The 26,617-nt window shown below is 66.7% G+C and carries 23 protein-coding genes; 17 read left to right on the top strand and 6 right to left on the bottom strand.

The window, feature by feature from the left end; all coding sequences use genetic code 11:
- Window positions 1–69: 69 nt before the first annotated feature.
- Window positions 70–807 carry a hypothetical protein gene (locus CR918_RS14985; protein WP_099843519.1) on the top strand — a complete coding sequence of 246 codons (738 nt, stop codon included), beginning with the start codon at window positions 70–72 and terminating at the stop codon, window positions 805–807.
- Between the two features lie 61 nt (window positions 808–868).
- On the opposite strand, the gene CR918_RS14980 is transcribed toward CR918_RS14985, so the two are convergent.
- A complete protein-coding gene (locus tag CR918_RS14980; RefSeq protein ID WP_099843517.1) occupies window positions 869–1,513 on the bottom strand; it encodes a hypothetical protein in 645 nt (214 codons plus the stop codon).
- Window positions 1,514–2,003: 490 nt separating this feature from the next.
- Window positions 2,004–4,430 carry a penicillin-binding protein 1A gene (locus tag CR918_RS14975; RefSeq protein ID WP_099843515.1) on the bottom strand — a complete coding sequence of 809 codons (2,427 nt, stop codon included), beginning with the start codon at window positions 4,428–4,430 and terminating at the stop codon, window positions 2,004–2,006.
- A gap of 217 nt (window positions 4,431–4,647) precedes the next feature.
- Here CR918_RS14975 and CR918_RS14970 point away from each other — a divergent pair, with 217 nt between their 5' ends.
- From CR918_RS14970 to tkt, 13 genes are all read left to right on the top strand, one after another.
- A complete protein-coding gene (locus CR918_RS14970; RefSeq protein WP_032951624.1) occupies window positions 4,648–5,706 on the top strand; it encodes a pilus assembly protein PilM in 1,059 nt (352 codons plus the stop codon).
- Entirely contained in the window at window positions 5,706–6,596 is an 891-nt protein-coding gene (locus CR918_RS14965) for a PilN domain-containing protein (protein ID WP_099843513.1), read from the top strand. Before CR918_RS14970 ends, CR918_RS14965 begins: the two co-directional genes overlap by 1 nt.
- Complete coding sequence (locus tag CR918_RS14960; protein WP_099843511.1) at window positions 6,593–7,249, top strand: type IV pilus inner membrane component PilO; 657 nt, start codon at window positions 6,593–6,595, stop codon at window positions 7,247–7,249. Before CR918_RS14965 ends, CR918_RS14960 begins: the two co-directional genes overlap by 4 nt.
- A 26-nt stretch (window positions 7,250–7,275) precedes the next feature.
- Window positions 7,276–7,782, top strand: a complete 507-nt coding sequence (locus tag CR918_RS14955) for a pilus assembly protein PilP (RefSeq protein ID WP_080150643.1) — start codon at window positions 7,276–7,278, stop codon at window positions 7,780–7,782.
- A 21-nt stretch (window positions 7,783–7,803) separates the two neighbouring features.
- Window positions 7,804–9,783 carry a type IV pilus secretin PilQ gene (locus CR918_RS14950; RefSeq protein ID WP_099843509.1) on the top strand — a complete coding sequence of 660 codons (1,980 nt, stop codon included), beginning with the start codon at window positions 7,804–7,806 and terminating at the stop codon, window positions 9,781–9,783.
- A 177-nt stretch (window positions 9,784–9,960) separates the two neighbouring features.
- On the top strand, window positions 9,961–10,986 hold the full coding sequence (locus tag CR918_RS14945; protein ID WP_099843507.1) for an AAA family ATPase: 1,026 nt from the start codon (window positions 9,961–9,963) through the stop codon (window positions 10,984–10,986).
- 8 nt (window positions 10,987–10,994) lie between these two features.
- A complete protein-coding gene (locus CR918_RS14940) occupies window positions 10,995–11,924 on the top strand; it encodes a DUF58 domain-containing protein (RefSeq protein ID WP_099843505.1) in 930 nt (309 codons plus the stop codon).
- Entirely contained in the window at window positions 11,921–12,370 is a 450-nt protein-coding gene (locus CR918_RS14935; protein ID WP_099843503.1) for a DUF4381 family protein, read from the top strand. The genes CR918_RS14940 and CR918_RS14935 overlap by 4 nt, the downstream gene beginning before the upstream one ends.
- Window positions 12,367–13,371 (top strand): vWA domain-containing protein, encoded by a 1,005-nt coding sequence (locus tag CR918_RS14930; protein WP_080150603.1) that lies wholly within the window; start codon window positions 12,367–12,369, stop codon window positions 13,369–13,371. Before CR918_RS14935 ends, CR918_RS14930 begins: the two co-directional genes overlap by 4 nt.
- Before the next feature lie 17 nt (window positions 13,372–13,388).
- Window positions 13,389–15,176: a tetratricopeptide repeat protein gene (locus CR918_RS14925; RefSeq protein ID WP_243379168.1), complete on the top strand. Its 1,788-nt coding sequence runs from the start codon at window positions 13,389–13,391 to the stop codon at window positions 15,174–15,176.
- Window positions 15,173–16,873, top strand: a complete 1,701-nt coding sequence (locus CR918_RS14920) for a BatD family protein (RefSeq protein WP_099843499.1) — start codon at window positions 15,173–15,175, stop codon at window positions 16,871–16,873. Before CR918_RS14925 ends, CR918_RS14920 begins: the two co-directional genes overlap by 4 nt.
- 57 nt (window positions 16,874–16,930) lie before the next feature.
- Window positions 16,931–18,265 carry a dicarboxylate/amino acid:cation symporter gene (locus CR918_RS14915; protein ID WP_099843497.1) on the top strand — a complete coding sequence of 445 codons (1,335 nt, stop codon included), beginning with the start codon at window positions 16,931–16,933 and terminating at the stop codon, window positions 18,263–18,265.
- Between the two features lie 202 nt (window positions 18,266–18,467).
- On the top strand, window positions 18,468–20,465 hold the full coding sequence (tkt, locus tag CR918_RS14910; protein WP_032977193.1) for a transketolase: 1,998 nt from the start codon (window positions 18,468–18,470) through the stop codon (window positions 20,463–20,465).
- Window positions 20,466–20,574: 109 nt separating this feature from the next.
- Here the strand turns inward: tkt and ybiA are convergent, their stop codons facing one another.
- From ybiA to CR918_RS14890, 4 genes are all read right to left on the bottom strand, one after another.
- Window positions 20,575–21,123: a riboflavin biosynthesis intermediates N-glycosidase gene (gene ybiA / locus CR918_RS14905; RefSeq protein ID WP_099844389.1), complete on the bottom strand. Its 549-nt coding sequence runs from the start codon at window positions 21,121–21,123 to the stop codon at window positions 20,575–20,577.
- Window positions 21,124–21,222: 99 nt separating this feature from the next.
- Window positions 21,223–21,696 carry a hypothetical protein gene (locus tag CR918_RS14900; protein ID WP_025874243.1) on the bottom strand — a complete coding sequence of 158 codons (474 nt, stop codon included), beginning with the start codon at window positions 21,694–21,696 and terminating at the stop codon, window positions 21,223–21,225.
- 98 nt (window positions 21,697–21,794) lie between these two features.
- Window positions 21,795–23,747 carry an acetyl-CoA hydrolase/transferase C-terminal domain-containing protein gene (locus CR918_RS14895; protein WP_099843495.1) on the bottom strand — a complete coding sequence of 651 codons (1,953 nt, stop codon included), beginning with the start codon at window positions 23,745–23,747 and terminating at the stop codon, window positions 21,795–21,797.
- A 32-nt stretch (window positions 23,748–23,779) separates the two neighbouring features.
- Window positions 23,780–24,337, bottom strand: a complete 558-nt coding sequence (locus tag CR918_RS14890) for a flavin reductase family protein (protein ID WP_099843493.1) — start codon at window positions 24,335–24,337, stop codon at window positions 23,780–23,782.
- A gap of 118 nt (window positions 24,338–24,455) precedes the next feature.
- On the opposite strand from CR918_RS14890, the gene CR918_RS14885 reads away from it, so the two are divergent.
- The 3 genes from CR918_RS14885 to CR918_RS14875 are packed head-to-tail and all read left to right on the top strand — an operon-like array spanning window position 24,456 to window position 26,588.
- Window positions 24,456–24,821 (top strand): BlaI/MecI/CopY family transcriptional regulator, encoded by a 366-nt coding sequence (locus CR918_RS14885; RefSeq protein WP_099843491.1) that lies wholly within the window; start codon window positions 24,456–24,458, stop codon window positions 24,819–24,821.
- Window positions 24,814–26,028, top strand: coding sequence for a M56 family metallopeptidase (locus CR918_RS14880; protein WP_099843489.1), 1,215 nt, complete (start codon window positions 24,814–24,816; stop codon window positions 26,026–26,028). Before CR918_RS14885 ends, CR918_RS14880 begins: the two co-directional genes overlap by 8 nt.
- Window positions 26,028–26,588, top strand: a complete 561-nt coding sequence (locus CR918_RS14875) for a hypothetical protein (protein ID WP_099843487.1) — start codon at window positions 26,028–26,030, stop codon at window positions 26,586–26,588. The genes CR918_RS14880 and CR918_RS14875 overlap by 1 nt, the downstream gene beginning before the upstream one ends.
- The last annotated feature ends 29 nt before the right edge of the window (window positions 26,589–26,617 follow it).

Here is a 26,617-nt window from a genome sequence, read left to right as displayed (position 1 = left end):
GCCATGGCGCCCCGGTGTGGTGCGCGTAACGAGCCCCGCCGCGCCGGGGCCATTGCAGAGGAGGTTGCAATGTATCGCTTCATGAGCCGCTTCATGACCTATCGGCGCTACTACCTGTGGCGCGCCCGCATCCGCTACTTCACCCACGACATGGATACGTGGACGCTGGCCTGCCTGGTGCTGATGGTCTGCATGGGGTTGATGGTGTGGGGGTTCTGGCGCGTGGTGAACGTGCCGCAGCCGCGCATCCATCCGGAGGCCGCAGCCGTGCGGGTGGAAGTGCTGACCGACGAAGCGATCCATCGCATCGTGCTGGTGCGCCACGGCGGCACGACGCCGGGTGATCCCTTCTACAGTGCTGCGGAGATCCGCGGCAGCACCAAGCGCACGTTGCGGGTCCGGCAGACGCTGCAGGACCCGGTGGCGATGAAGCTGCAGGCGGACATGTACGCCGACATCGCCGACTACATCAACGCTACCGGTGCCTGCATGCCCTTTCCCTGCCGCCGCGTGAGTTTCCGCATCGAACAGCTGCAGCGGTCGGGGCACGAGAGTGCGGTACGCAACAAGGCGCTTGCCGAGATCCTGCAGGTGCCGTGGTACCTGGTGCCGAACCTTGATGGCGAACGCACGCGCGTGCGCAGTGGCTGGGCCGATGACTTCCAGGATGTGTATGCGCACGCCTGGAACCTGCATGACCTGCAGAAGATGCATGCGCGCATGATGGCCGAGTATCCGTACCGTGCGGCGGTGCCGTGGCTGGCACGATTGGCAACCCCTGCCCAGGAACAGCTGATCTTCCAGTAGCGCTGGGCCATGCTCGGCTGCTCTTGGCGCAGAGCCGGGCACAGGCCCGGCTCTGCCATGATCAACCGCCGATGTAGGCGGTGATTTCCATCTCGGCCAGCAGCTGCCGCAACTGCGTGGCCGAGGCCCGCCGCATGGGTTTCTCGTCCACCGGCGACAGCGGGGCCTGGCGCAACGCATCGTAGGGCAGGACGGCCAGGTCGAAGGTCAGGTCTTCGGCACTGAACACCCACACCGGTACATCCAGGTTGCGCTCACGGTCCATCCGCAGGCGCCGCGTACGCGATTCGGCGGGGATGCGATGTTCGTCCAGGAAGCGATTCACGGCCTCCGGGTCGTCACTGTGCAGGTGCAACTGCACGGGGCTGTTGGCATCGGCGGTGCCGTCCAGCACCGGTCCGGCCAGGCGCGGCGAAAACCCGTGCAGGAACTCCAGCGCCCGCAACGCGGACTCGCGCCGCCGCTGTAGTTCGCTGCCGTGCTGCGGGCCGGAGAACAGCCGCTGGTACTCGCGCAGCGCCTGTTCGATCTCGACGTTGCGGGGCAGGGAAGCATCGTCGTGGATGCCAAGGCGGCTGGCGGCCTTGAGTTTGGCCTGGTGGAAGTCGCGGATTCCGCCTTCGGCCATCAGCCGGGCGGCTTCGTGGGCGAGGCGATGACGCCGTTCGCGGGTCTGGCTGACAGCATGCTGGTGAGCGCGGTGCATGCGATGACTCCCTGTTGCGACCTGGCCACAGACTAGCGCAGGCGTGTGACATCTGCGTGGGCGAAGGCAACGGCGCCGCTACGCTCGCCGGCCATGGCCCGGCGCTACCGGAAGAGGGTGCCCGACGGGCGCGGCATGGTAGCGCCGGGCCATGCCCGGCGAATGCATCGGCGCCAACCGACGTTGGCATCTAGCGGGGTAGGGCCGGGCCATGCCCGGCGGATGCATCGGCGCCAACCAAGGTTGGCATCTACCGGGGTAGCGCCGGGCCGTGCCCGGCGAATGCATCGGCGCCAACCAAGGTTGGTATCTACCGGGGTAGCGCCGGGCCATGCCCGGCGGATGCATCGGCGCCAACCGAGGTTGGCATCTAGCGTGGTAGCGCCGGGCCATGCCCGGCGGATGCATCGGCGCCAACCAAGGTTGGCGACTACCAGGGCAGCGTCGGGCCATGGTGCCAACCAACGGTTGGCACCCACCCAGCCTGGCTTCAGAAGATATCGAACGCGGCCGCGTCAGCCTGCGGGGTGCTCTGCAGGTTGAGGTCGTAGTCGGTCAGGCGGTCCATGTCTTCCACCTTCACCCACTCCACCGCACCGTTGAGGGTGGCCTGGACCATGCCGCTCGGCGGTTCGTTCTGTGCGATCGGGGTGTCCTTCAGCGCGGTGCGCATGTAGTCGATCCAGATCGGCAGGGCGGCCTTGCCACCGTATTCGCGGTAGCCCAGCGAGCGGAAGTCGTCGCGGCCCACCCACACGGTGGTCACGTACGGGCCGCCGAAGCCGGAGAACCAGGCGTCACGGTGATCATTGGTGGAGCCGGTCTTGCCGCCCACGTCTTCGCGGCCGAGTACCTTGGCCTGCGCGCCGGTGCCGCGCTGGACCACGTCGCGCATCATCGACACCAGCTGGTAGGCGGTACGGGCGTCGATCGCACGCGGTGCGGTACGCGCGTCCGGGTTGGCGGGTGCGGCCGGCGTTTCGGTCTTGGCTTCCGGCTTGGCGGCGGCGGTGGCATCGACCTTGGGTGCCGGGGCGCCGAAGTTGAAGCCGTCCACGACCTGGTTCACCGGCTGGTCGCTGCTGCCGGCGCAGTCGCGGCAGGCCATCGCCGGGTTTTCCTTGAACACCAGGTTGCCATCGCGGTCGTTGACCTGGTCGATCAGCCAGGTGTCCACGCGTGAGCCGCCGTTGGCGAACACGGCATAGCCGCGGGCCACCGACAGCGGGGTCAGCGAGGCGGTACCCAGCGACATCGACAGGTTCGGCGGCAGCTCGGATTCGGCAAAGCCGAACTGGCTGATGTACTTGCGCGCGTAGTCCACGCCCATGCCATCAAGCAGGCGTACCGAGACCAGGTTGCGTGACTGCACCAGCGCTTCACGCAGGCGCATCGGGCCGCGGAAGCCGCCGCCGTCGTTCTGCGGTGCCCAGGTCTTGCCGCGGCGGTCGCGGAACACGACCGGGGCGTCGAGTACGATCGAGGCCGGGTTGTAGCCCTTGTCGAAGGCGGCCGCGTAGACGAACGGCTTGAAGCTCGAGCCGGGCTGGCGACGGGCCTGGGTGGCACGGTTGAACTTGTTGCCGGAGAAGCTGAAGCCGCCGACCAGCGCCTTCAGGGCGCCGCTGTGGGCGTCCAGCGAAACCAGGGCAGACTGGCCGCGCGGGAGCTGGTCGAGCAGCCATTCGCCCTCCTTGGCACCGGCGCGCACGCGCACGATGTCGCCGCGCTGCACCAGCTTGGCCGGGCTCTTGTTGGTCCACTTGGCGGCACCGGCCGGCAGCACGATCTCGCTGCGGTTGGCCAGCACCACAGTGGCGCTGCCGTCGGCGCCGGTGCTGGCGACGATGGCCGGCAGCAGGCCGGCCTGGCCGAACATGCCACGCAGGTGCTCGGCCAGGGCCGTGGCGTCATCGCCGGCGCCCAGCTGCACCTGCTTCTCCACGCCGTGCCAGCCGTGGCGATGGTCGTACAGCAGCAGGCCGTCGCGCACCGACAGGTTGGCGGCGGTCTGCAGGGTCGAATCGATCGTGGTGGTGACGTGGTAGCCCTTGTTGACCACGTCGCCGCCAAAGCGGGCGATCATTTCCTGGCGCACCAGCTCGGCCACGTACGGGGCATCGACCTGCACCGGCGGCTCGTGGGCGGTGGCGTGCATCGGCACGGCCTTGGCCGCATCGGCCTCGGCCTGGCTGACGAACTTCAGGTCGGCCATGCGCTGCAGCACATAGTTGTCACGACGCTGGCGGGCGCGCTCCGGGTTGGAGATCGGGTTGCCCGAGGACGGGAACTTGGGGATGCCGGCCAGCGAGGCCATCTCGTCCAGGTCCAGCTCGCCCAGCTTCTTGCCGTAGTAGAACTCGGCGGCGGCGGCCACGCCGTAGGCGCGGTTGCCGAAGAAACTCTTGTTCAGGTACAGCTCGAAAATCTCGTCCTTGCTCAGCTCGGACTCGATCTTGCGCGCCAGCAGGATCTCGGCCAGCTTGCGGGTATAGCTGTACTCGGAGCTGAGGAAGAACTGGCGGGCCACCTGCTGGGTGATGGTGGAGCCGCCGGGCACGCGCTTGTCGTTGGTGGTGGCCAGCAGCCACACCGCGCGACCGATGCCCTTGTAGTCCACGCCGCCGTGCTCGTAGAAGCGGGCATCCTCGGTGGCCAGGAACGCCTGCTTCAGCTTCTCCGGCACGTCCTTCATGGTGATGGGGGTACGCCGGGTCTCGCCGAACACCGCCATCAGCTTGCCGTCGGCAGCGTAGACGTACATCGGCTCCTGCATTTCCACGTCGCGCAGGGTCTGCACGTCGGGAAGCTTGGAAGAAACGGCGTAGTACAGGCCGCCAACGGCGGCCGCTCCGACCAGCGCCAGGACCAGGACAACAAGAAAGATCCAGCGCAGCCAGCGGCGGAGACGGGTCATCGGTGTCAGATTCCGATTGCGAATTTCGTGGTCGCAGAGTATAGATTACGCAAGGTGGCGGCTGGGGCCGGCACTGGGGAGTGCAAGGGGACGCCAGGGGCTGCGTGTTCATCCTGTGAGGGATGTCACAGCAGGGCGGTTGCCATTTGCTAAGAATACGTTATTAATGCGCGGACGCAGCTCTTGCGTCCAAGTGCCCGTCGGCAGGGGAGAAACCGTGGGGCTCATCCCAAAAAGTCAGTCGCCGCTCATTGGCGTCGACATCAGTTCGACTGCGGTAAAGCTGTTGCAGCTTTCCCGCAGCGGCAACCGTTTCCGTGTGGAACATTATGCCGTGGAACCGCTGCCGCCGAATGCGGTGGTGGAGAAGAACATCGTTGAAGTGGAGGCCGTGGGAGAGGCCATCCGCCGGGCGATGAACCGTTCCGGCAGCAAGGCCAAGCTGGCTGCTGCGGCCGTGGCTGGTTCGGCGGTGATCACCAAGGTGATCCCGATGCCGGCCGACCTGGACGAGAACGACATGGAAGCCCAGATCGAGCTGGAAGCGGTCAACTACATTCCGTATCCGATCGAGGAAGTGAACCTGGACTTCGAGGTGATCGGGGCGATCCCGAACAACCCGGAAATGGTCCAGGTGCTGCTGGCGGCCTCGCGTTCGGAAAACGTCGAGCTGCGCCAGTCCGCACTGGAACTGGGCGGCCTGCAGGCCAAGGTGATGGACGTGGAGGCCTTCGCGGTCGAGAACGCCTTCGCCCTGGTGGCCAGCGAACTGCCGGTGTCGGCCGAGGGCGTGGTTGCGCTGGTCGATATCGGCGCCACCATGACCACCCTCAACGTGCTGCGCGGTGGCCGTAGCCTGTACAGCCGCGAACAGGTGTTCGGTGGCAAGCAGCTGACCGACGAGATCATGCGCCGCTATGGCCTGAGCTACGAGGAAGCCGGTCTGGCCAAGCGCCAGGGCGGGCTGCCGGAAAGCTACGAGATGGAAGTGCTGGAGCCGTTCAAGGAAGCCACGGTCCAGCAGATCAGCCGCCTGCTGCAGTTCTTCTACGCCGGCAGCGAGTTCAACCGCGTCGATCACATCGTGCTGGCTGGCGGCTGTGCTGCCCTTGCAGGCCTGCCGGAGATGGTTGAGGAACAGCTGGGCGTGCCGACCGTGGTCGCCAACCCGCTGGCACAGATGACCCTGGGGCCGAAGGTGCAGGCGCACGCGCTGGCCCAGGACGCCCCCGCGCTGATGATCGCGACCGGTCTGGCGCTGAGGAGCTTTGACTGATGGCACGCATCAATCTATTGCCCTGGCGCGCCGAACGGCGCAAGCAACGCCAGCGCGAGTTCGGCATCATGCTGGGCATGGCCGCCCTGGGGGGCCTGCTGCTGTCGCTGTTGATCTGGTTCTACTACGACATGCAGGTCAGCGGGCAGAATGACCGCAATGCCTACCTGCAGACCGAGATCGACAAGGTCAAGGAGCAGAACAAGGAAATCGACCGCCTCGACGAGCAGAAGAATCGACTGCTGGCCCGCAAGGCCGTGATCGAGCAGCTGCAGGCCAAGCGTTCGCAGATGGTCCACCTGTTCGATGCGCTGGTCCGCACCATTCCCGATGGTGTGGTGCTCACCGCTCTGCAGCAGGAAGGCGACGTATTGACCCTGGAGGGCCGCACCCAGTCCAACGCCCGTGTCTCGGCGTACATGCGCAACCTCGAAGTTTCCGGCTGGATGACCAATCCGGAACTGGCGATCATCGAGGCGCGTGAGCCGGAGAAGGACAAGGAAGGGCGCGCGACCGGCCCGGTGGCTGACATCAAGGCCTTGCCGTACGTGTTCAAGGTCAAGGTCAAGCTGCCTGCTCAGAGCGAGGAAGCAGGCGCCACGCCGGGCCTGAACCCGGATGGCAGCGTGGCCGGCACCGCGCCTGTGGCACCGACGGTCGCACCGCTCAGCGCCGGGCCCGACGCCGCCGCACCGGCTGCCGCCGCACCAGCGCCGGGATCGACTCCAGCACCGGCAGCTACGCCTGCGACCGCACCTGCACAGGCGCCGGCGGCGACGCCTGCGCCGGCCACGCCTGCACCAGCCGCACCGGCCACCAAGCCTGAGGGCAGCCGCCTGGCGCAGCCGCCGCAGGCCTTCCACGCCCCGCTGCAGGGGGATCGCGCATGAGCAAGAAAGTCGACATCAAGAACCTGGACTTCAACGACATCGGCAATTGGCCGAGGAACGCGAAGATCGTGTTCTGCTCGCTGATTGCCGTGGTGATCATGTTCGTGCTCTGGATGCTGCTGATCAGCGGCAAGCGCGAGGAGCTGGCGGGCCTGGAATCGCGGGAAACCGAGCTGCGTGCCGAGTTCACCAAAGAACAGGAACGCGCGGTCAACCTGGAGCCGTTGAAGCAGCAGCTGGCACAGATGGAGCAGGTGCTGCAGCAGATGCTGCGGCAGCTGCCCAGCAAGACCGAAATGCCGGACCTGATCATCGACATCTCGCAGACCGCGTTGTCCAGCGGCCTGGCCAACGAGCTGTTCGAGCCCGAACAGGAGCAGATCAAGGAGTTCTACGCCGAGAAGCCGATCAAGCTGCGGATGGTGGGCAGTTACCACCAGTTCGGCGCCTTCGTCAGCGGCGTGGCCTCGTTGCCGCGGGTGGTGATCCTGACCATGCACGACATCAACCTCAAGCCGAAGGACAAGACCGGCGGCAACATCCGCGCCGGTGCGCTGGAACTGTCGGGCACGGTCAAGACCTACCGTTACCTGGATGAGGCCGAGGTCGCCGAACAGCAGAAGGCTGAAGCGGGCAAGGAGGCGAAGAAGTGATCCGTTCCTTCATTGCGCGTGGCGGTATGGCGTTGACCGTGCTGCTGCTGGCCGCCTGTGGCCGCGGCGTGACCAGCACGCCGGGTGATGCACCCAATCTGGAAAAGTGGGTCGAGAGCGAGCGTGCGCGACCGGCGCAGCCGCTGGAGCCGCTGCCGGTGATGCAGCAGTTCGAGACCTTTGAATACTCCGCGCAGGGCATGCGCGATCCGTTTACCGATGCCTGGACCAACCCGCAGCAGGGGAATGGGGGACTGCGGCCAGACCCGAACCGGCGCAAGGAGCCGATGGAAGGCTTCCCGCTGGACGCGCTGGACATGGTCGGCACCATCGGCACAGGCGCCGGCACCGTGGCGCTGGTGATGGGGCCGGACAAGGTGACCTATCGGGTGCGTCCCGGCGGTTACCTGGGGCAGAGCGACGGGCGGGTCACCGCGGTCTTTGAAGACCGCGTGGAGCTGATCGAACTGGTGCCGGATGGCGCGGGTGGCTGGCTGGAACGTCCAGCAACGCTCGCGCTGGAAGATCAATGATCGTTTACTGGGGATAGCACGATGACCTTTCACCAAGCCAAGGGGCTGCGTCCCATCCGGCGCTCTACCTTGAACCGCATCAGCGCGCTGGGAGTCGCGTTGATGCTGGCCTGCGCTCCGGCGCTGGCCGCCGCACCGTCGGAAAAGCCGACCGGCACGGCGCTGGCGGCCACGCCGGCCGCTGCACCGGCAGGCCTGTCGGTCGCACGCATCGATTTCAAGCGTGGCGATGACGGCGCGGGCCGTCTGATCCTGCAGTTCGACGGCCAGGGCGCCATGCCCGACCTGCGCAGCCAGGGCAACAGCGTGGTTGTCGATGTCGGCAACGCACGCCTGCCGGCCAACCTGCAGAAGCCGATGAACGTCACCGACTTCGCCACCCCGGTGCAGCGCATCGACGCCAAGCCGTCCGGGGCCGGCACCCAGCTGGTGCTGAGCACGGGCGGTCCGGTCGAGTCGCTGGCCTACCAGAGTGGCAACGAGTATGTGGTGGAGATCAGCCCGCGGCAGGCCCAGGCCGCCGTTGGCGCAGTCACTGCCGGCAGCGTGACCCAGGCCGCCAAGGGCGTGCCGCAGCGCGGCTACGCCGGCAAGCCGGTGACCTTCAACTTCCAGGACGTGCCGGTGCGCACCGTGCTGCAGTTGATCGCAGAAGAGTCGAATCTGAACGTGGTGGCCTCCGACTCGGTGCAGGGCAATGTGACCCTGCGTCTGGTCAACGTGCCGTGGGACCAGGCGCTGGATATCGTGCTGCGTGCCAAGGGCCTGGACAAGCGTCGTGACGGCAGCGTGGTGTGGGTTGCGCCGCAGTCCGAGCTGGCCAAGTTCGAGCAGGAGAAGGAAGACGCGCGCATCGCGATCGAGAACCGCGAAGACCTGGTGACCGACTACGTCCAGATCAACTACCACAGCGCCACGCAGATCTTCAAAGCGCTGACCGAAGCCAAGGGAATCGGCGGCGGTGGTGGTGGTGGTGGCGGCGGCGGTGGCGGTGGTGGCAGTTCGCAGGAAGAAAGTGGCTTCCTCTCGGGACGCGGTCGCATCGTCGCCGACGAGCGCACCAACACGCTGATGATCAGCGACATTCCGAAGAAGATCGCGCGCATGCGCGAGTTGATCAGTGTCATCGACCGCCCGGTCGACCAGGTATTGATCGAAGCACGCATCGTCATCGCCACCGACACGTTCGCGCGCGAACTGGGTGCCAAGTTCGGCATCAGCGGCAGCCGTGACAACGTGTATTTCAGTGGTGACCTGGAGGCCAACGCCAAGACCCGCGAATCGCAGGTGGATGCCGCCAGCACCAACGCCAAGGCTGAGCGCGACTGGATCGCCGGTGGTCGCGTGGGCCCGCCGCCGGTGTCGGTCGGTTCGGCCATCACCCGTGGCCTGAACTGGAACCTGCCGGTGGCAGCTGCCAGCAATCCAGGTTCACTGGCGCTGTCCATCCTCAACGCAGGCTATCTGCTTGATGTGGAATTGTCCGCCATGCAGGAAGAGTCGCGTGGTGAAGTGATTTCCAATCCGCGGGTGGTGACCACCAATCAGCGCGAAGCGCTGATCAAACAGGGCAAGGAAATCGGCTATGTCACCATCAGTGGCGGCGGCGCTGGCGGTGTAGCCACCCCGAACGTCCAGTTCAAGGAAGTGGTGCTGGAACTGAAGGTCACCCCGACCATCACCAACGACAACCGCGTGTTCCTCAACATGGCGGTGAAGAAGGACGAGGTCGATCAGCTGATCCAGCTGCAGGGCTACGGTACCGTGCCGTCCATCAACCGCCGCGAGGTCAATACCGCCGTGCTGGTGGAAGATGGCCAGACCGTGGTGATCGGTGGCGTGTATGAATTCACCGACCGCAACAGTGTCAGCAAGGTGCCGTTCTTGGGCGATGTGCCGTTCCTGGGCAATCTGTTCAAGAAGCGCGGTCGCAACAAGGACAAGGCCGAACTGCTGGTGTTCGTGACCCCGAAGGTCCTGCGCGTGGCCCGCCAGAACTGAGGCATCACATCTGTTGTATCCGACCGGGGCCGCCACGTGCGGCCCCGCGTCGTTTGCGCGGGAGGCCCGGTTGATCGGTCATGCGTGGAGGCTGTTCAGCCGTTCTTGATGCCAGCAGCCGGACGGCCTGCGATGATGTGGGGAACCCGAGCCATCCCGCGCCGGTCAAAGGCCCCCATGAACCTGCCTCCGCCGATGCCCGAATCCATTTCTCCGCCGCCTGCCCCCACCACCTCGCGCCTGCATGCGGCCTTCAGCGATCTGCGCGATGCACTGTCGGCCGAGATCGTCGGCCAGGCGGCGCTGGTCGAACGCCTGCTCATTGCCTTGCTGGCCGATGGCCACCTGCTGGTGGAAGGTGCCCCGGGCCTGGCCAAGACCACGGCCATCCGGGCCCTGGCGGCGCGGCTGGAAGCAGACTTCGCACGTGTGCAGTTCACCCCGGATCTGCTGCCTTCCGACCTGACCGGTACCGAGATCTGGCGCCCGCAGGAAGGTCGTTTCGAATTCGTGCCGGGGCCGATCTTCCACCCGATCCTGCTGGCCGATGAAATCAATCGTGCGCCGGCCAAAGTGCAGTCCGCGCTGTTGGAAGCGATGGGCGAGCGCCAGGTCACCGTCGGTCGCCACACCTATGCGCTGCCGTCGCTGTTCCTGGTGATGGCCACGCAGAATCCGATCGAGCAGGAAGGCACCTTCCCGCTGCCGGAAGCGCAGCTGGATCGTTTCCTGATGCACGTACGCATCGGTTATCCGGACCAGGCGGCCGAGTCGGAGATCCTGCGGCTGGCCCGCGAGCGCGCCCGCGGCGCGCTTGGCGAGGCCGCAGCGACGCCGGAAAAACTGCCGATGCAGGATGTCTTCGATGCGCGCCGCGAGGTGCTGGAGCTGCACATGGCCCCCGCGCTGGAGCGCTATCTGATCGAGCTGGTACTGGCATCGCGTGATCCCTCGCGCTACGACGCCTCGCTGGCGCGCCGCATCGCGTGGGGCGCCAGCCCGCGTGGCTCCATCGCACTGGAGCGGTGCGCACGGGCGCGGGCGTGGTTGTCCGGGCGTGATTTCGTCACTCCCGACGACGTGCGTGCCGTGGCCGCCGATGTGCTGCGCCACCGGGTTCTGCCCAGTTATGAAGCCATCGCCGAAGGCTGGGATGGTGAGCGCTTGGTGCAGGAACTGCTGGCCCGGGTCCCGGCGCCCTGAGCGCGCGCATGACCGGCACGACCAACGGACCTGCTCCGGTTACCAGCGAAGGCGATGGCCTGCGACCGCAACTGGCCGAGCTGGTGGCATTGCGCCGCCTGGCACAGCGTCCGCCGCCGCCTCGTCGTGGGCGCGCGGGCAGCGCCGGGCAAGCGCCTTCGCCGCTGCGCGGACGCGGCATGGAATACGCAGAATCGCGCGAATACGTGGCGGGCGACGACGCGCGCCACATCGACTGGCGCGTCACCGCGCGCACCGGGCGCACGCACACCAAATTGTTCCAGGCAGAACGCGAACGGGTCACCCTGATCGTTGCCGATACTTCACCTGCGCTGTACTTCGGTACCCGCGTGCGCTTCAAGTCGGTGCAGGCAGCACGCGCTGGCGCGGTTGCGGCATGGTCCGCACAGCGCCGCGGCGACCGCATCGGTGCATTGCGCGGTAGTGATCGCGAGGCGCCGATCGCGCCGGCCGGCGGTGCCCGCGGCGTACTGCGTGTACTCGATGCACTCACGCGCTGGTACGCGCAGCCACCTGCCGATGACCTTGGCCTGGAACGCGCGCTGGACCATGCCGGTCGGGTGCTGCGCCCCGGCGCCCGGATGCTGGTACTGGCCGATCCGCAGCAGGCGATCCGGATTCCGCCGGCGCGCTGGAGCGCGTTGGCCCAGCACCATGACCTGAGTCTGCTGCTGCTGGTCGATCCGCTTGAGTTGAAGCCGCCAACGGCGCCCCTGCAGTTTCTCGCCGCGCAGCAGCGCATCGGCCTGGACCTGCGCCGCAGCGATGTGCAGGCGCACTGGCAGGCGCATTTCGTTGAACCGCTGCAGCAGCTGCGCAGCCAGCTTGCCGCGCGTCGCGTCGATGTGCAGGTGCTGTCCACCGATGCGGCAAGCGATGCCTGGCTGGCGCCGGCACCGACGGAGGTGCCGGCATGAGTGCCTCCCTGCCACTGCGCGACGTGCAGTTGCCGCCCTCGCCAGCGTGGTGGCCCCCCGCACCTGGCTGGCTGATACTGATCGCATTGGTTCTGCTGTTGCTGGCCATCGTTGCTGCGGTGGCATGGCGTCGTCGTCGCCGCCGCCAGCAGTGGATGCGCGTGTTCGATCAGGAGATTGCGGCAGTGAACGGCGCGCCGTCGGAACTTGCGGCCATCGCCAGCCTGCTGCGGCGTGCGGCGCGTCAGGCACGCCCCGGTAGCGAAGCCCTGCGCGATGACGCGTGGTGGCAGTACGTCGATCCCAAGGACACCCTGTCGCTCGCGCAGCGCAACCTGCTGGCCGAGGGGGCGTATCGTCCAAGCGTGGATGCCGCTGCCGTGGCCGGCGTGCGCGCGTGGGCGCGGGCACGCTACCTGGCGTTGCTGCAGGAGCGCCGCCGATGAGCGCGCTTGCAGCTTACTGGCCGTGGCCGGATCTGCAGCTGGCCTGGCCGCTGGCACTGCTGGCACTGCCGTTGCCGATCCTGATGCTGGCATGGAAGCGGCGGGCCGATCCGGGCGCTGCGTTGCGCGTGCCCTACGCCGCTGCCGAACTGGAAGCACTGGCTGGCGGCGGTCGTGTCGGCGTTTCCTGGCTGCGCAGCGGCTTGCTGTGGCTGGGCTGGCTGGCGCTGTGCCTGGCGATGGCGCGACCACAGCAACTGGGTGAGGCGATCACCCCGCCGCAGGAGGGCCGGCAGATGATGCTGGCGATGGACGTGTCCGGCAGCATGAGCGAGCCGGACATGGTGCTCGGTGCGCAGGCGGTGGAGCGCTTGACCGCAGCCAAGGCGGTGCTGGCCGATTTCCTGGACCGTCGTGCCGGCGATCGCGTCGGCCTGCTGGTGTTCGGTGATCGTGCCTACACACTCACACCGTTGACTGCGGATCTGTCCAGCGTGCGCGATCAACTGCGCGACAGCGTGGTTGGCCTTGCCGGGCGCGAGACGGCCATTGGTGACGCCATCGCGCTGGCGGTCAAACGCCTGCGCAATCAGCCCGAAGGGCAGCGTGTACTCATCCTGCTGACCGACGGCGTCAGCAACGCCGGTGTGCTGGAACCCCTGCGCGCAGCCGAGCTGGCACGTGCCGAAGGGGTGCGCGTGCACACCGTGGCGTTTGGCAGCGACGGTAGTGCGCGGTTCTTCGGCATTCCCGTGGCCGCCGACCGCGATCCGGTGGATGAGGCAACGCTGCGCAGGATCGCCGAGATGACCGGCGGCCGCTTCTTCCGTGCGCGTGACACCGACCAGCTGGCTGGCATCTATGCCGAACTGGACAGGCTGGAGCCAATCGCAGCGAAGGGACCGACACTGCGTCCGCGCAACGAGCGCTATGCATGGCCACTGGCCGTCGCCTTGCTGCTGGGCGCATTGGCGTGGGCCTGGCCGGAACGTCGCCGATGAACGCCACTTTCCTGAAGATGCCCGACTGGAGCGCGTTCGACTGGAGTGCATTGCATTTCCTGCGGCCGGACGGCTTGTGGTTGCTGGCGGCACTGCCGTTGATCGTCGCGGTGGCCATCTACCGGCAACGGCGCAGCGACGCGTGGCGGCAGGCGGTCGACGCCCATCTGCTGTCGCAGCTCCTGGCGGGCGAGGGCAAGCGACGCACGCGCCTGCCATGGGCATTGCTGTTGGGCTGGACCCTGGCGGCACTGGCGATGGCTGGCCCCAGCTGGAGGCAGCAGGCGCAGCCGATCTATCAGGCCAGTGCGCCGTTGGTGGTGGTGCTGGATCTCTCCAGCCGCATCACCGCGACCGACCTGCCACCCTCGCGCCTGCTGCAGGCGCGGGCAAAGATCGGTGCTCTGCTGCGCGCCCGTCAAGGCGGACAGGTGGGCCTGGTGGTGTATGCCGAAGATGCCTATACCGTGGCGCCGTTGACCGACGACGCTGCCAACGTGGCGCTGTACCTGGACGCGCTGTCGCCGGAGGTGATGCCGCGTGATGGACAGCGCGCCGACCGTGGCATCGACTGGGCGGTCAGGTTGCTGCGGCAGACCGGTGCCCTGCGCGGCCAGATCCTCCTGGTCAGCGACCAGGCTGACAGCGAAGCGGCGCTTGCCGTAACGCAGGCGCGTGGCCTCGGCCTGCAGGTGTCGGTGCTGGGCCTGGGCACACCATCCGGCGCCGCTTATCGCGATGGTCAAGGCCAGATCGCACAGGCCGCGCTGGATGAAACCAGCCTGCGCGCCGTCGCCACCGCAGGCGGTGGGCGTTACCAGCGCATCGCCAGCGATGATCGCGACCTGAAGGCATTGGACGTACTTGATGCCAGCGAAGGTGGCGCACTGGAGCGGCCCGGGCAGGCCCGGCAATGGCAGGACGAAGGCTATTGGTTGTTGCCGCCGGTGATGCTGCTGGCACTGCTGGCGTTCCGCCGCCGCGCGGTGCTGGCGGCGGTGCTGGCCGTGGGTCTTCTGCCCTTGAGCGGGCAGTTGCAGGCACAGCCGCGCGCGCCCATGGCTGCGCCGACAGCGGGCACGATGTGGGAACGTGCCGACCAGCGTGAGCATGCACGCCTGGCCGAGGGTGTGCAGGCGTACCGTCAAGGTGATTTCGCCACCGCCCGCAAGCAGTTCGAAGGCATCGACAGCGATGCGGGCTGGTACAACCTCGGCAATGTGCTTGCTCGCCAGGGCGACTACGACGGTGCCATCGCCGCCTACGACAAGGCCTTGGCGCGCCACCCGCAGATGGCCGACGCCGTCGCCAACCGTGCGGTGGTCGACGCCGCGCGCAAGCGCAAGTCGTCGTCGAACAACAGCCAGGGGCAGGGCAAGGGGCAGCAGAAGCCGCAGCAGGGACAGCAGCAGAATCAGCAAGGCCAGCAGAATCAGCAGCAGGGCCAGCAAGGCCAACAAGGCCAACAAGGCCAGCAGCAATCGCAGGGCCAGCAGGGCCAGCAGAACCCGGCGTCTGCAGGTTCCGGCCAGCAGGGGGCGAAGCAGGAGCCGCAGGCAGCCGACGCGCAGGCCCAGGCGCAGGCCGATGCCCAGCAGCGCCAGCGCATGCAGCAGGCCCTGCAGCAGGCGCGTGCCGGCGAAGCCGGCAAGGCAGCAGTGCGCGGCGATGGCGGCACGCCGCAACAGCGTGAGGAACAGCAGGCCGTAGAGGCGTGGATGCGGCGCGTGCCGGATGATCCGGGGGCACTGCTGCGGGCCAAGTTCCAGTTGGAAAACGAACGTAGAAAGAGGGAAGGGCGATGACAGGCATGGCGAGCAGGCAAATCCGGTGGCCTCTGCCTGTGCTGGCGATGCTGCTGCTGTGGCTGCCGATGGTGGCCATGGCGCAGACGCGCGCCTGGCTGGAGCAGGACAGCATCGCCGCCGGTGATGCGGTCACCCTGCACATCGAGACCGACCAGGGCACGCCAGACTATGCACCATTGAATGCCGATTTCGTGCTCAGTGCGCAGAGCAGCAACCGCCAGGTGCAGTGGAGCAATGGCGGCGTCCAGCAGCGCAACCTCTATACGGTTGCGTTGACGCCGCGCCGCACCGGTACGCTGCAGGTGCCTTCATTGCAGGTAGGCGCAGCACGCACGGTGCCCTTGGTGCTGCAGGTAAGTGATGCGGTGGTGGCCACCCCGCAGAGCAACGCCACCGCCTTCATCGAAACCGAGGTGGATGACCCGACGCCCTACGTGCAGCAGAGCGTGGGCGTGGTGGTCAGGCTGTACTTCGCCTCGCAGCTGGCGTCGGGCGAACTGGTGCTCGACACACCCAGTGGCGCTTCGCTGCAGCGGGTGGGGGAGGATCGCAGCGACGTGCGCCAGGTCAACGGCCGGCGCTACAACGTGGTCGAACGTCGCTTCCTGCTGATCCCCGAGCGCAGCGGGGCGTTGCGCCTGCCGGGCGCGCGCTTCACCGGCCGCAGTGCAGGTGGCTTCTTCGATGACTTCTTCGGGAGCGGTGGCGATGGCCGCATGAATGCCGTCGGTGCCGAACGCACGTTGCAGGTGCAGGCGCAACCGGCGCAGGCCGTGCAGCCGTGGCTGCCCCTGCACAGCCTGCAATTGCGCTACACCGCTGCACCCAGCAGTGCGCGCACGGGCGAAGCGGCCACCGTGATGGTCGAAGCGATCGCCAACGGCGCTACCCGGGCCCAGTTCACCGATCTGCCCGTGCCCGACCTCGGCGACGCCGCACAGGTGTTCGCCGAACCTGCCCAGTACGAGGAGACCTTCAACGGCAGCACGCCACGCCTGAAGATCACCCGTCGCTACTCGATCGTGCCGCGGCAGGTTGGATCCCTGCGTGTGCCGGGGCCGCGCGTGGCCTGGTGGAACGTGGACAGTGGCAGTGCCCAGCAGGCCAGCCTGCCGGATCTGGAACTGGCCGTGGCCGCAGGCCGGGCCGGCGCGCCGGTGGCACAACCGATCGATACCGATGCCGCGTTGCCGGGAGACGCCGCACCCGCCGCTGCATCCTCTCTTGCACCCACCGCAGCAGGTCCCCGGCCGTGGCCGTGGATGGCGGCCGCCGCAGGCCTGGCGCTGCTATGGCTGTTGACCCTGGCATGGGGATGGCGACGTGGCCGCCGTGCCGTCGTCCACACCCGTCCGGTTCCCCGGCCAGGAGCCAGTGCCCCTGCAACGTCCTCGCGTGCCAGCGTGGCCGAGTTGCGCCGGGCGATCGATGGCGAGGGCTTTGACCAGGTAGAGGCGCTGCTGTGTTCGATGGCCGGCGTGGAACGCCTGGAACAGGTGATCGAGCGCCTGGCCGATCCGGCCCAGCGGCAGACCCTGCAGGCGTTGCAGCAGGCGCGCTGGGGCGGGATGGGGGATGTCAGTGCGCTACGGGCCCGCCTGCGCGAAAGCTTCCGTGACGGACCGCACTGGTCGGCCGCCACCGCCGCCGTCGACACTGGGCTGCCGCCGCTGTATCCGCCGCGGCAACCCTGAACCGGCGCGGCTTGCGCGCTTTGTTAGAGTAGATTCATTTTTCGAGGAATCCCGCGCATGACAGCAGCTGTTGCCGACAAGAAGAAGTTGCCCCTGCATTGGAAGATGGGCATCGGCTTTGCGATCGGCCTGGTCCTGGGACTGATCGTGCATGCCCTGGGCGGCAGCGTCGACGGCCTGCAGACCGGTGCCAAGTGGGTAATGGACTACGTCACCACCCCGGCGTCGGGCCTGTTCCTCAACCTGATCTTCATGCTGATCGTGCCGCTGATCTTCTCGGCGCTGATCATGGGTGTGTCGGAGATGGGCGACATCCGCGCCCTTGGCCGCATCGGCTGGAAGACGCTGGCCTACACCGTGCTGCTGTCCGGCATCGCGGTGGGTATCGGCCTGGTGCTGGTCAACCTGCTCAAGCCCGGTGCCGGCGTCGACCCGCAGGTGGCCGCGCTGATGCTGTCGGAGAACGCCGAGCGCAGCAAGGAAATCGTTGCTGGCATCCATGGCACGCCGAAGGGCATGGACATGCTGCTGTCGATCGTGCCGAGCAACGTGCTGCAGGCCGCCTCCGACAATGGCGCGATCCTGTCGCTGATGTTCTTCGCGCTGATGTTCGGCATCGGCATGGTGCTGACCGACGAGGCCAAGGTCGCCCCGCTGCGTCGCGCCATCGAAGGCGTGTTTGAGATCTCGATGACCCTGATCAACCTGGTCATCCGCCTGGCGCCGTATGCAGTGGCCTGCTTCATGTTCAATCTGGCCGCGCTGTTCGGTTTCGATCTGATCATCCGCCTGGGTGCGTATGTGGGCGTGGTGGTGCTGGCGTTGGGCCTGCACATGGTGGTGACCTACGGCACCGCGGTGTGGCTGTCGGGCCGTTCACCGCTGGCGTTCTTCCGCCAGACCCAGGAGGCCACGGTGATGGCCTTCTCCACCGCCTCCAGCAACGCCACCCTGCCGACCGCGCTGCGCGTGGCCGACCAGATGGGCCTGCCGCAGCGCGTGTCGCGCTTCGTGCTGACCGTGGGCGCCACCGCCAACCAGAACGGCACGGCGCTGTTCGAGGGCGTGACGGTGATCTTCCTGGCCCAGTTCTTCGGTGTCGACCTGAGCATCGGCCAGCAGGTCATGGTGATGGCGGTCTGCATCCTCGGTGGTATCGGTACGGCCGGTGTGCCGTCCGGCTCGCTGCCGGTGGTGGCGATGATCTGTGCGATGGTCGGCGTCAATCCGCTGGGCATCGGCCTGATCCTGGGCGTGAACCACTTCCTGGACATGTGCCGCACCGCGCTGAACGTGACCGGCGACCTGGCCCTGACCACGCTGGTGGCCAAGGGCGAAGCGCCGGACACTCCGGCCGAGGCCGCTGCCGCCGCGGCCCGTCTGGAAAACTGATCCAGGCAATGCCTGATCGGGGTCGGATCCCTTTCCGCAGGAAGGGGATCCGACCCCTCTTCATATGCGGAATCCAGCGCAGATCACGACGTTGCCGGCCAACGGCCGGCATTACCGCCCTGGTCGACCTGACCCTGCCGGGCGTCTGTGGGACAATAGGCCGCCCGCAGTTCCGCGGCCGCCTCCCGATTCCGACAGAACCATGACGCAGCCTACCCGTCGCCAGTTGGCCAACGCCATCCGCTTCCTCGCCGCCGATGCGGTTGAAACCGCAAAGTCCGGCCATCCCGGCATGCCCATGGGCATGGCCGACATCGCCGAAGTCCTCTGGAACGACTACCACCGTCACAACCCGAACAACCCGCAGTGGTTCAACCGCGACCGCTTCGTGCTGTCCAACGGCCACGGCTCGATGCTGCAGTACGCGCTGCTGCACCTGAGCGGGTATGACCTGCCGATCGAGCAGCTGAAGGCATTCCGCCAGCTGGGCAGCCACACCGCTGGCCATCCGGAGCGTCACGAGACCCCGGGCGTGGAGACCACCACCGGTCCGCTGGGCCAGGGCTTCGCCAACGCCGTCGGTTTTGCCTTGGCCGAGAAGCTGCTGGCACAGCGCTTCAACCGCCCGGAGCTGGAAATCGTCGATCACCGCACCTGGGTGTTCATGGGCGATGGCTGCCTGATGGAAGGCATTTCCCACGAAGCCGCCTCGCTGGCCGGCACCTGGGGCCTGCACAAGCTGGTCTGCTTCTGGGATGACAACCACATCTCCATCGACGGCAACACCGAAGGCTGGTTCACCGACAACACCCCGGAGCGTTTCGAGGCCTATGGCTGGAACGTGGTCCGTGGCGTCGATGGCCACGATCCGGAGAGCATCAAGGCCGGTATCGAAGCGGCCCTGTCGCAGGACGGCAAGCCGACCCTGATCTGCTGCCGCACGACCATTGGTTTCGGCTCGCCGAACAAGTCCGGCAAGGAATCCAGCCACGGCGCACCGCTGGGCAAGGACGAACTGGAAGCCACCCGCAAGGCGCTGGACTGGAACTACGGCCCGTTCGAGATTCCCGAAGAGATCTACGCCGGCTGGCGTGCCGGCGGTACCGGCACCCTGCGCCAGGCCGAGTGGGAGCAGCAGTTCGACAAGTACGCTGCGCAGTACCCGGCCGAAGCTGCTGAACTGACCCGCCGCTCGCATGGCGATCTGCCGGCCGACTTCATCGCCAAGGCCGACGCCTACATCGCCCAGGTTGCCGCCGAAGGCCAGACCATTGCGTCGCGCAAGGCGTCGCAGCTGGCCATCGAGGCGTTCGCGCCGCTGCTGCCGGAAATCGTGGGCGGATCGGCCGATCTGGCGCACTCCAACCTGACCCTGTGGAAGGGCAGCAAATCCGTCGCCACCGACGATGCCAATGCCAACTACGTGTACTACGGTGTGCGCGAGTTCGGCATGACCGCGATCGCCAATGGCCTGGCCCTGCACGGTGGTTTCATCCCGTTCGACGCCACCTTCCTGGTGTTCAGCGATTACGCCCGCAATGCCGTGCGCATGAGCGCGCTGATCCCGGCCCACGCCATCCACGTCTACACCCACGACTCGATCGGCCTGGGCGAAGACGGCCCGACCCACCAGCCGGTGGAGCATCTGGCCTCGCTGCGCTACATCCCGAACAATGACGTGTGGCGCCCGTGCGATGCCGTCGAGTCGGCCGTGAGCTGGAAGGCTGCGATCACCCGCCAGGACGGCCCGAGCTGCCTGGTGTTCAGCCGCCAGAACCTGCCGCACCAGCCGCGCGACGCTGAGCAGATCGCACAGATCGAGCGCGGTGGTTACGTGCTGGCCGATGCTGCCGGCACTCCGGACGTGATCCTGATCGCCACCGGTTCGGAAGTCTCGCTGGCGACCGAAGCGAAGGCTCAGCTGGATGCGGCCGGCCTGAAGACCCGCGTGGTCTCGATGCCGTCCACCGATGTGTTCCTGCGCCAGGATGCGGCCTACCGCGAATCGGTGCTGCCGAACGCCGTGCGCAAGCGCGTGGCCATCGAAGCTGGCGTCACCGGCTTCTGGCGCCAGTTCGTCGGCTTGGACGGTGCAGTGATCGGTATCGACACCTTCGGTGCCTCGGCCCCGGCCGACAAGCTGTACCAGCACTTCGGCATCACCACCGCGCACGTGGTGGAAGCAGCCAAGGCGCTGTAAGTCCCGCTGCAATGGAATACGGGGAGGCCGGCGAAAGCCGGCCTTTTCTTTGCCGGGCGATCCGCTTCGCCCGCCGTGCCCGTAGATCCACGCCACGCGTGGATGCGCGTTACATCGTGTCCCGCACGTCCATCAGCGCAAACCCCAGCAAATTCAATCCGCGCCACCGCGCCGGGTTGTGTGCGTCGGCGTGATCCTTGGCCAGGCCGATTCCCCAGATAAAATCCACCGGACTGGCTTCCACCAGCACCTGGTCTGCCGTGGCGCGCAGAAAATCACCCAGCGCCGCATTCTGCGAGAACTTGGCCCGATTGCCTTCGACCACCAGGGCGTAGCGCGCCTGCGCCCAGAGAGCCTCGTCGAAGCCGTCGATCTTCCGGCCCAGCGCTTTCACCTTGTCAGGCGTGCGGCTGGCGAGAACCTGTTCGAGGATGTCGGTGGCACCAAACAGTCGCGCTTTGCCGGCCATCATGAAGTGCTCGGCAGTGGGGTAGTGCACGCCTTCGATGTTGAAACCTGCGTCGTACCACTGGCTGAAACACGACGCCGCCACGCCCATGCGCGGCGGCTGGTGGCCCCAGAAGCACAGATAACGCAGGTGCTCGCCATCGGCTTGGCGGCGTTGCAGGTCATGCAGGAAACGGGAATCGTCGTTCATCCGCACAGCGTAGCGCATGAACACGCTGACGCCTTGGCGTGCACGTGCCCGAGGCTGTCCAGGGAGGTGTTCCAGGTCAGTGCTACGGTGTTCCTTGGATCAGCCTTGGCTGCCGATGGATTCCTTGATGAGCCGTTGATGCTCACTCAAGGCCTGGTTGAAGTCGGCAAGTGCAAATGTCACTGGTTTGCTATCTGGATACCAGCACGTGGAGGCGCCGACTTCCAGGCCCCCGGTTTCACTGCGACCGAACCGCTGCCAGCGCACGACATCGCCCTCGATCACCTGCTCGGTCATCAGCGTAGAACAGGCGAAATCCATGTCGTCACTACACACCAGCAGCGGCACCAGGGTGGAGGTTCCATTCGCGGCAGGGATGATGCGCCGATTGGCCAGCGCATCCTCATCCTCGTCGATCAACCACATCAGTGAAAGACCATGCACTTCGAGGTCGGGATGGTCCAGATGCTGGGCCAGCCACAGCTCGATCGGCACATCGTTGATGGCCAACCATGCACAACTGCTGCTCGAGAAGCACGCTCTGTGGTGGATGGCTGTAATGCGGTGGCGCATGAGACGTAATCGGGAAAATGATCGAGCGATCGTGATACAGGAATGGCGAGCCAATGCCAAGCCAGCCCGCCAGCCCAGTCCTGCAATCGGCGATGCAGCTACGCGGTGCGCGCCAGGGCCAGCCTCAACAACCGTGCATTGAGCCGTTCGCCGAAGTCCTTGGGCGACTGCAGTTCCATCCGCTGCAGATACACCGCGTCACCATCACCTGCAGGCTGCCACAGCGCGTCCCACACGGTACGCAGCTTGCTGCCGCGCGTCTGTGTATTGGCCTTCAGCCAGCCCAGTGCCTTCACCAGTACCTGTTCGATCTCGGTGAAGTCGCTGCCCAACGGGTAATCGGGCAGGGTGCCATCGTTGCGGAACGGCGCCAGCGCCGCCGCCAGCGCCTGGGGTGTATTGCGCTGCAGCCGCTGCGCATCAGGTTGCGCCGTGGCGGCCAGCTTGCGTGCCGAAAAGGCCTGCTGCAGCAGGGCGCCCTGGAACGGTGCTTCGGTGATGGCCGCCATCGCGTGCACACAGTCGTCGTCGGTCAGGCCACGCACGTCGGCGATACCGTACTCGTTGAGATAGATGTCACGCAGGTGGCGCGGAATGGTTGTGTGCCCGTAGTTCCAGCGCACGTTGGATTCGCGCTGGCCGCGGTCATCACGGGCAGCGCGGAACATCAGCACACTGCGCGCTTCCGGCAGGGCGTGCCCCATCGCCACGAAGTTGTACTGGCCGCCCACGCCGGAGACCACACGGCCATCCTCCAGCGCGTCGGATACCGCCGCGCCCAGCGCGGTGGCCATCATGCAGGAATTGAAGAAGCGGGCGTGACGGCGCTGCAGGCGCTCCAGCGTTTCGTTGCCACCGTACAGTTGGTTGATCTCGCTGATGCGGCGCATGCCGATCGCCCGGCATTCGTCCTCGGGCAGGGTGCGCAGCCATTCGTAGAATTCGGATGAGCCCAGGTAGAACGCGCCGTGCAGGTATTCGCCCTCGGCCTCCAACGTGGCATGGTCGATGGACAGCGTGCTGCCGTTCTCGATGCGCTGCATCAGTGCCAGATCGTCATGCACCTTGCGCTTGATCACACCGGTCTGCACCAGCCGGCGGAAGCCCTCGTTGAGCATTTCGCTGCAGCCGTACAGGCCGATCTCGAACGGGTCCAGTCCGCCGATCTCCTGTACCAGCGGATGGCTGGCCAGTTGCGGATCCAGCGCGTTCAACACGCGGCGGTAGCGTGCGTTGTCGGTGTGGCGCAGTACCAATGCGTGGCTGAGTGCATCGGCCAGGGTGCCGATGCCGATCTGCAGGGTGCCACCGTCGCGCACCAGGGTGCTGGCATACAGGCCGATGGCGTAGTCGGCGTCGGCCACCGGTTGCCGTGGCAGGCCGAACAACGCCGGATACGGCGCTGGCGGGGTGATGACCAGATCGAAGAAGGACACGTCGACCGTGGCTGTGCCGCCCAGATAGGGCAGCTGCGGATCGATCTCGGCGACCAGCAGCGGGCGTGGCAGGCCGCGTGCGGTCATCGCGTCCAGCGTGTCCTGGGTGATGTCGTTGTTGCAGGACAGCGAAAGGCGTCGGTCGTCCGGGCGCATCGCCACTTTCTGCACGATCACCTGCGGCGCGCGCTGCGCTACCGCGTCGGCAGCGTGGGTGTAGTTGAGGCTGGTGTAGCTGGATTGCGCCTGTCGCGAACCGAGCAGGGCACCGGACTGCATGTAGAACTCTTCCACTTGCACATGCGCTGGCAACGCATCGCGGGCGATTGCATCGGCGTAGGCCATGCGCGGGAAGTCTTCACCGAAGTGGCGGGCCGCGAACGGTGCCAGGAAACGTGCTTCCAGGCCGTTGCCCTTTGCCTGCGGCGGGTTCAGTGACAGCGCGGTATACAGCTCCAGCGGCCGCGACGGGTCCTGTTCGACGCGCGCATACAGGGCGTTGAGCAGGCGGTGTGGTTTACCCAGCGCCAGCGGCGCACCGATCCGCAGCGGCCCATCCACGCGCGCAAACAGCCAGTCAACGGCGGCGTCGAGGTCGGTGAGGTGTTCGGTCATCCGGGGCGGTCCTGCTTGGGGGAGTGCTGGCATTACAGCATGTCGGGCTTGAACCGCCGTCGACGCGAGACTTCGGCACCGGACACCATGAACTGCCCATCGCCCCGGTAATGCACCGTGCGCGGCAGCTTTGGGCGAGGCGCAACATGGGCGCGCACGATTTCCCAGATGAACAGGTTGCTCGATTCGACCTGGCTGTCGTCATGCAGGCGGCACTCGAAGCTGGAATGGCACTGGCCCACCAGCGGTGCCCCCACCTCCCGCGCTGGCATCGCATCCAGGCCGAACCGTTCGAACTTGTCCACGTCACGGCCGCTGCAGTTGCCGATATCGACCACCGTGTCCAGCAGCTCCACGCCCGGGATGTTGATCACGCATTCGCTGCTGCTGCGGGCCAGGCTGAAGCTGTGGTTCTCGTTCCACAGGTAGGTGGCGACCAGCGAGGGCGAGAAGCCCATCACCATGTGCCAGCCCATCGTCATCAGGTTGCGCTGGCCTTGCCAGGCGGTGCTGACCAGCACGATGGGGCCGGGCTCGAGGAAGCGCCGGGCCTGCTCGACCGGGAAGTCACGTTTGCGCAAGGGCTTCATGCCGGTACCTGCGGTGGAGGCCCCCCATGCTGGCGCAGGCGTGATGAATTACCGGTCGAGGGGTTGACAGTCGATTCGATTACGCGCGTAATCGAACCGTCGATTACGGATGTAAACCATGACCCCGATCAGCGAAGCCGAAGCCGTTGTGATGGAGGTGCTGTGGCAGCAGGCACCGCGCAGCGCCGACGAGGTGGTGGCCGCACTGGCGCACCGCGACTGGGCTGAGCCGACCATCAAGACCCTGCTCAACCGCCTGCTGACCAAGGGCGCGATCGCCGCCGAGCGCGATGGCCGGCGCTACCTGTACCGGCCGCTGCTGCAGCGCCAGGTCTGGGTCGAGGCGCAGAGCCAGGACTTCCTCGGCCGTGTCTTCGAGGGCCGGGTGGCGCCGCTGGTGGCGCACTTCAGCGAACGCGGCCAGCTCAGCGCACAGGACATCGCCGAACTCAAGAAGCTGATCCAGGAGCTGGACCATGAATGAGCTGCTCGATGGTCTGTGGCAGGCCAGCTTGTGGTTGGCGGTGGGCGTGGTCCTGCTGGCGGTGACGCGGCCGTTGCTGGTGCGATTGGGCGGCGCCGGCCTGGCTTACCGCAGCTGGTGGCTGCTGCCCCTGCTGTTGGCCACGCTGTTGATTCCCCTGCCACAGGTCGCGCTGTTGCAGCATGTGCCGACCTTGCCACTGAAGGTCGTGCCGGAAGCAGTGGAGGGCCTGCCTGCGTCATCTCTGCAATGGCCCTTGCTGCTGTTGTTGGCGTGGGCGCTGGGCGCGAGCCTCTGTCTGTTGCGCGACCTGCGCGCACAGCGCCGCTTCGAACGCGGCATGGGCGGCCTGCAGGCACGCGCCGATGGCAGCTGGCAGGCCAGTGGCGATCCCGGGCTGCCGGCGCTGGTGGGCCTGTGGCGGCCGCGCATCGTGGTCGGCCCCGATTTCGACCAGCAGTTCACTGCACAGGAGCAGGCGCTGATCCTGCAGCACGAGCACAGCCATCGTCGCAATGGCGATCACTGGGCCAACGGCGTACTGCTGCTGATGCGCGCGGTGTTCTGGTTCCATCCGCTGCTGCCATGGGCCGCACGCCGTTTCCTGCGTGACCAGGAACTGGCCTGCGACGCCCGCACCATTGCCCCGCAGCCTGCGCTGCGCGGCCTCTACGCCAGCACGCTGCTGAAGGCGCAGCTGGTCCATCCGGTTGCGCCGGCGGTATGCCACTGGCGCAGCCAGCCTGTGTTGAAGGAGCGTATCGCCATGTTGAAGCAGTCCAAGCGGAAGGCATTGCCGTGGGTGTCGGGGCAGGTGCTGGTGGTCGGGTTGTGCCTGGGCGTGGGGGCGGTGGCGTGGGCCAGCCAGGGTGGAGCAATGGCGGCCGGCCCAACCGTGGCCGTCATGGATCGCGAGATCCGGGTCGACAAGATGCCACCACCGAGCTACCCGAAGAGCGCGTTCGAGCAGAGCCAGACAGGCGTGGTGGTGCTCCGCGTCGACGTTGATGCGCAAGGTGCTGTCAGTGATGTGCGTGTAGTGAGTGCCACCAATCCGGGCGTGTTTGAAGCGGTATCGATTGCAGCAGCACGAAGCTGGACCTATCGCCCGGCGCTGAAGAACGGCAAGCCGGTGGCGGGCGCTGTACGCATTCCGATCACCTTCGCCATGGATGAGAGCGACGACGTGACGGAGACCGCCAGGTGATGCGCATCGCGCTGCTGTTGGCAGTGGGGATGCTGGCAGGCTGCGCCACCCAGGAACGGTTGACCACCGTCGATACCCGCAATGAGAGTGTCGGCCATCAGCGCCTGCATGCGGAAGGGAAAGGCGGCAGCGGCCAAGTGCAGGCGTACACGCTGGGAGCGACCGAAGGCTATCGGATGCCGCAGCTGTATGCGGCGCCGGATCCGCAGATCGGTGATCGTGACCCGCGCACCGAGCTGGCGCCGACCACGATCTGCCTGCAGGTGGTGGTCGATGCCGAAGGCGCTGTCGAGCGAAGCCTGGCGCTGGTCGACCGCAGCGAATGCGCGGCAGGCGCGGCGAGCGAGAATGCGCCGCTGTTGCAGGCTGCGCAGGAGGCGGTGGCGATGTGGAAGTATTCGCCCGCCGCGGTCTGCCACTTCGCTCCCGGCAAGGTGCCGAGCGACCGTGGCGACTGCGAAGGCGCCGAGCGCGTCGAACCGGTGCCGGTGAGCCTGCTGTATGCCTTCACCTTCGAGATCGTGAAGGGCCAGCATGTGGTGCGCACGCAGGGCAAATGACGCGGTGTCATTGCTGGCGCGATGAGGCG

It is taken from the genome of Stenotrophomonas indicatrix, from assembly GCF_002750975.1.
Classification (GTDB): domain Bacteria; phylum Pseudomonadota; class Gammaproteobacteria; order Xanthomonadales; family Xanthomonadaceae; genus Stenotrophomonas; species Stenotrophomonas indicatrix.
This window is presented reverse-complemented; position numbering and strand designations above follow the sequence as displayed.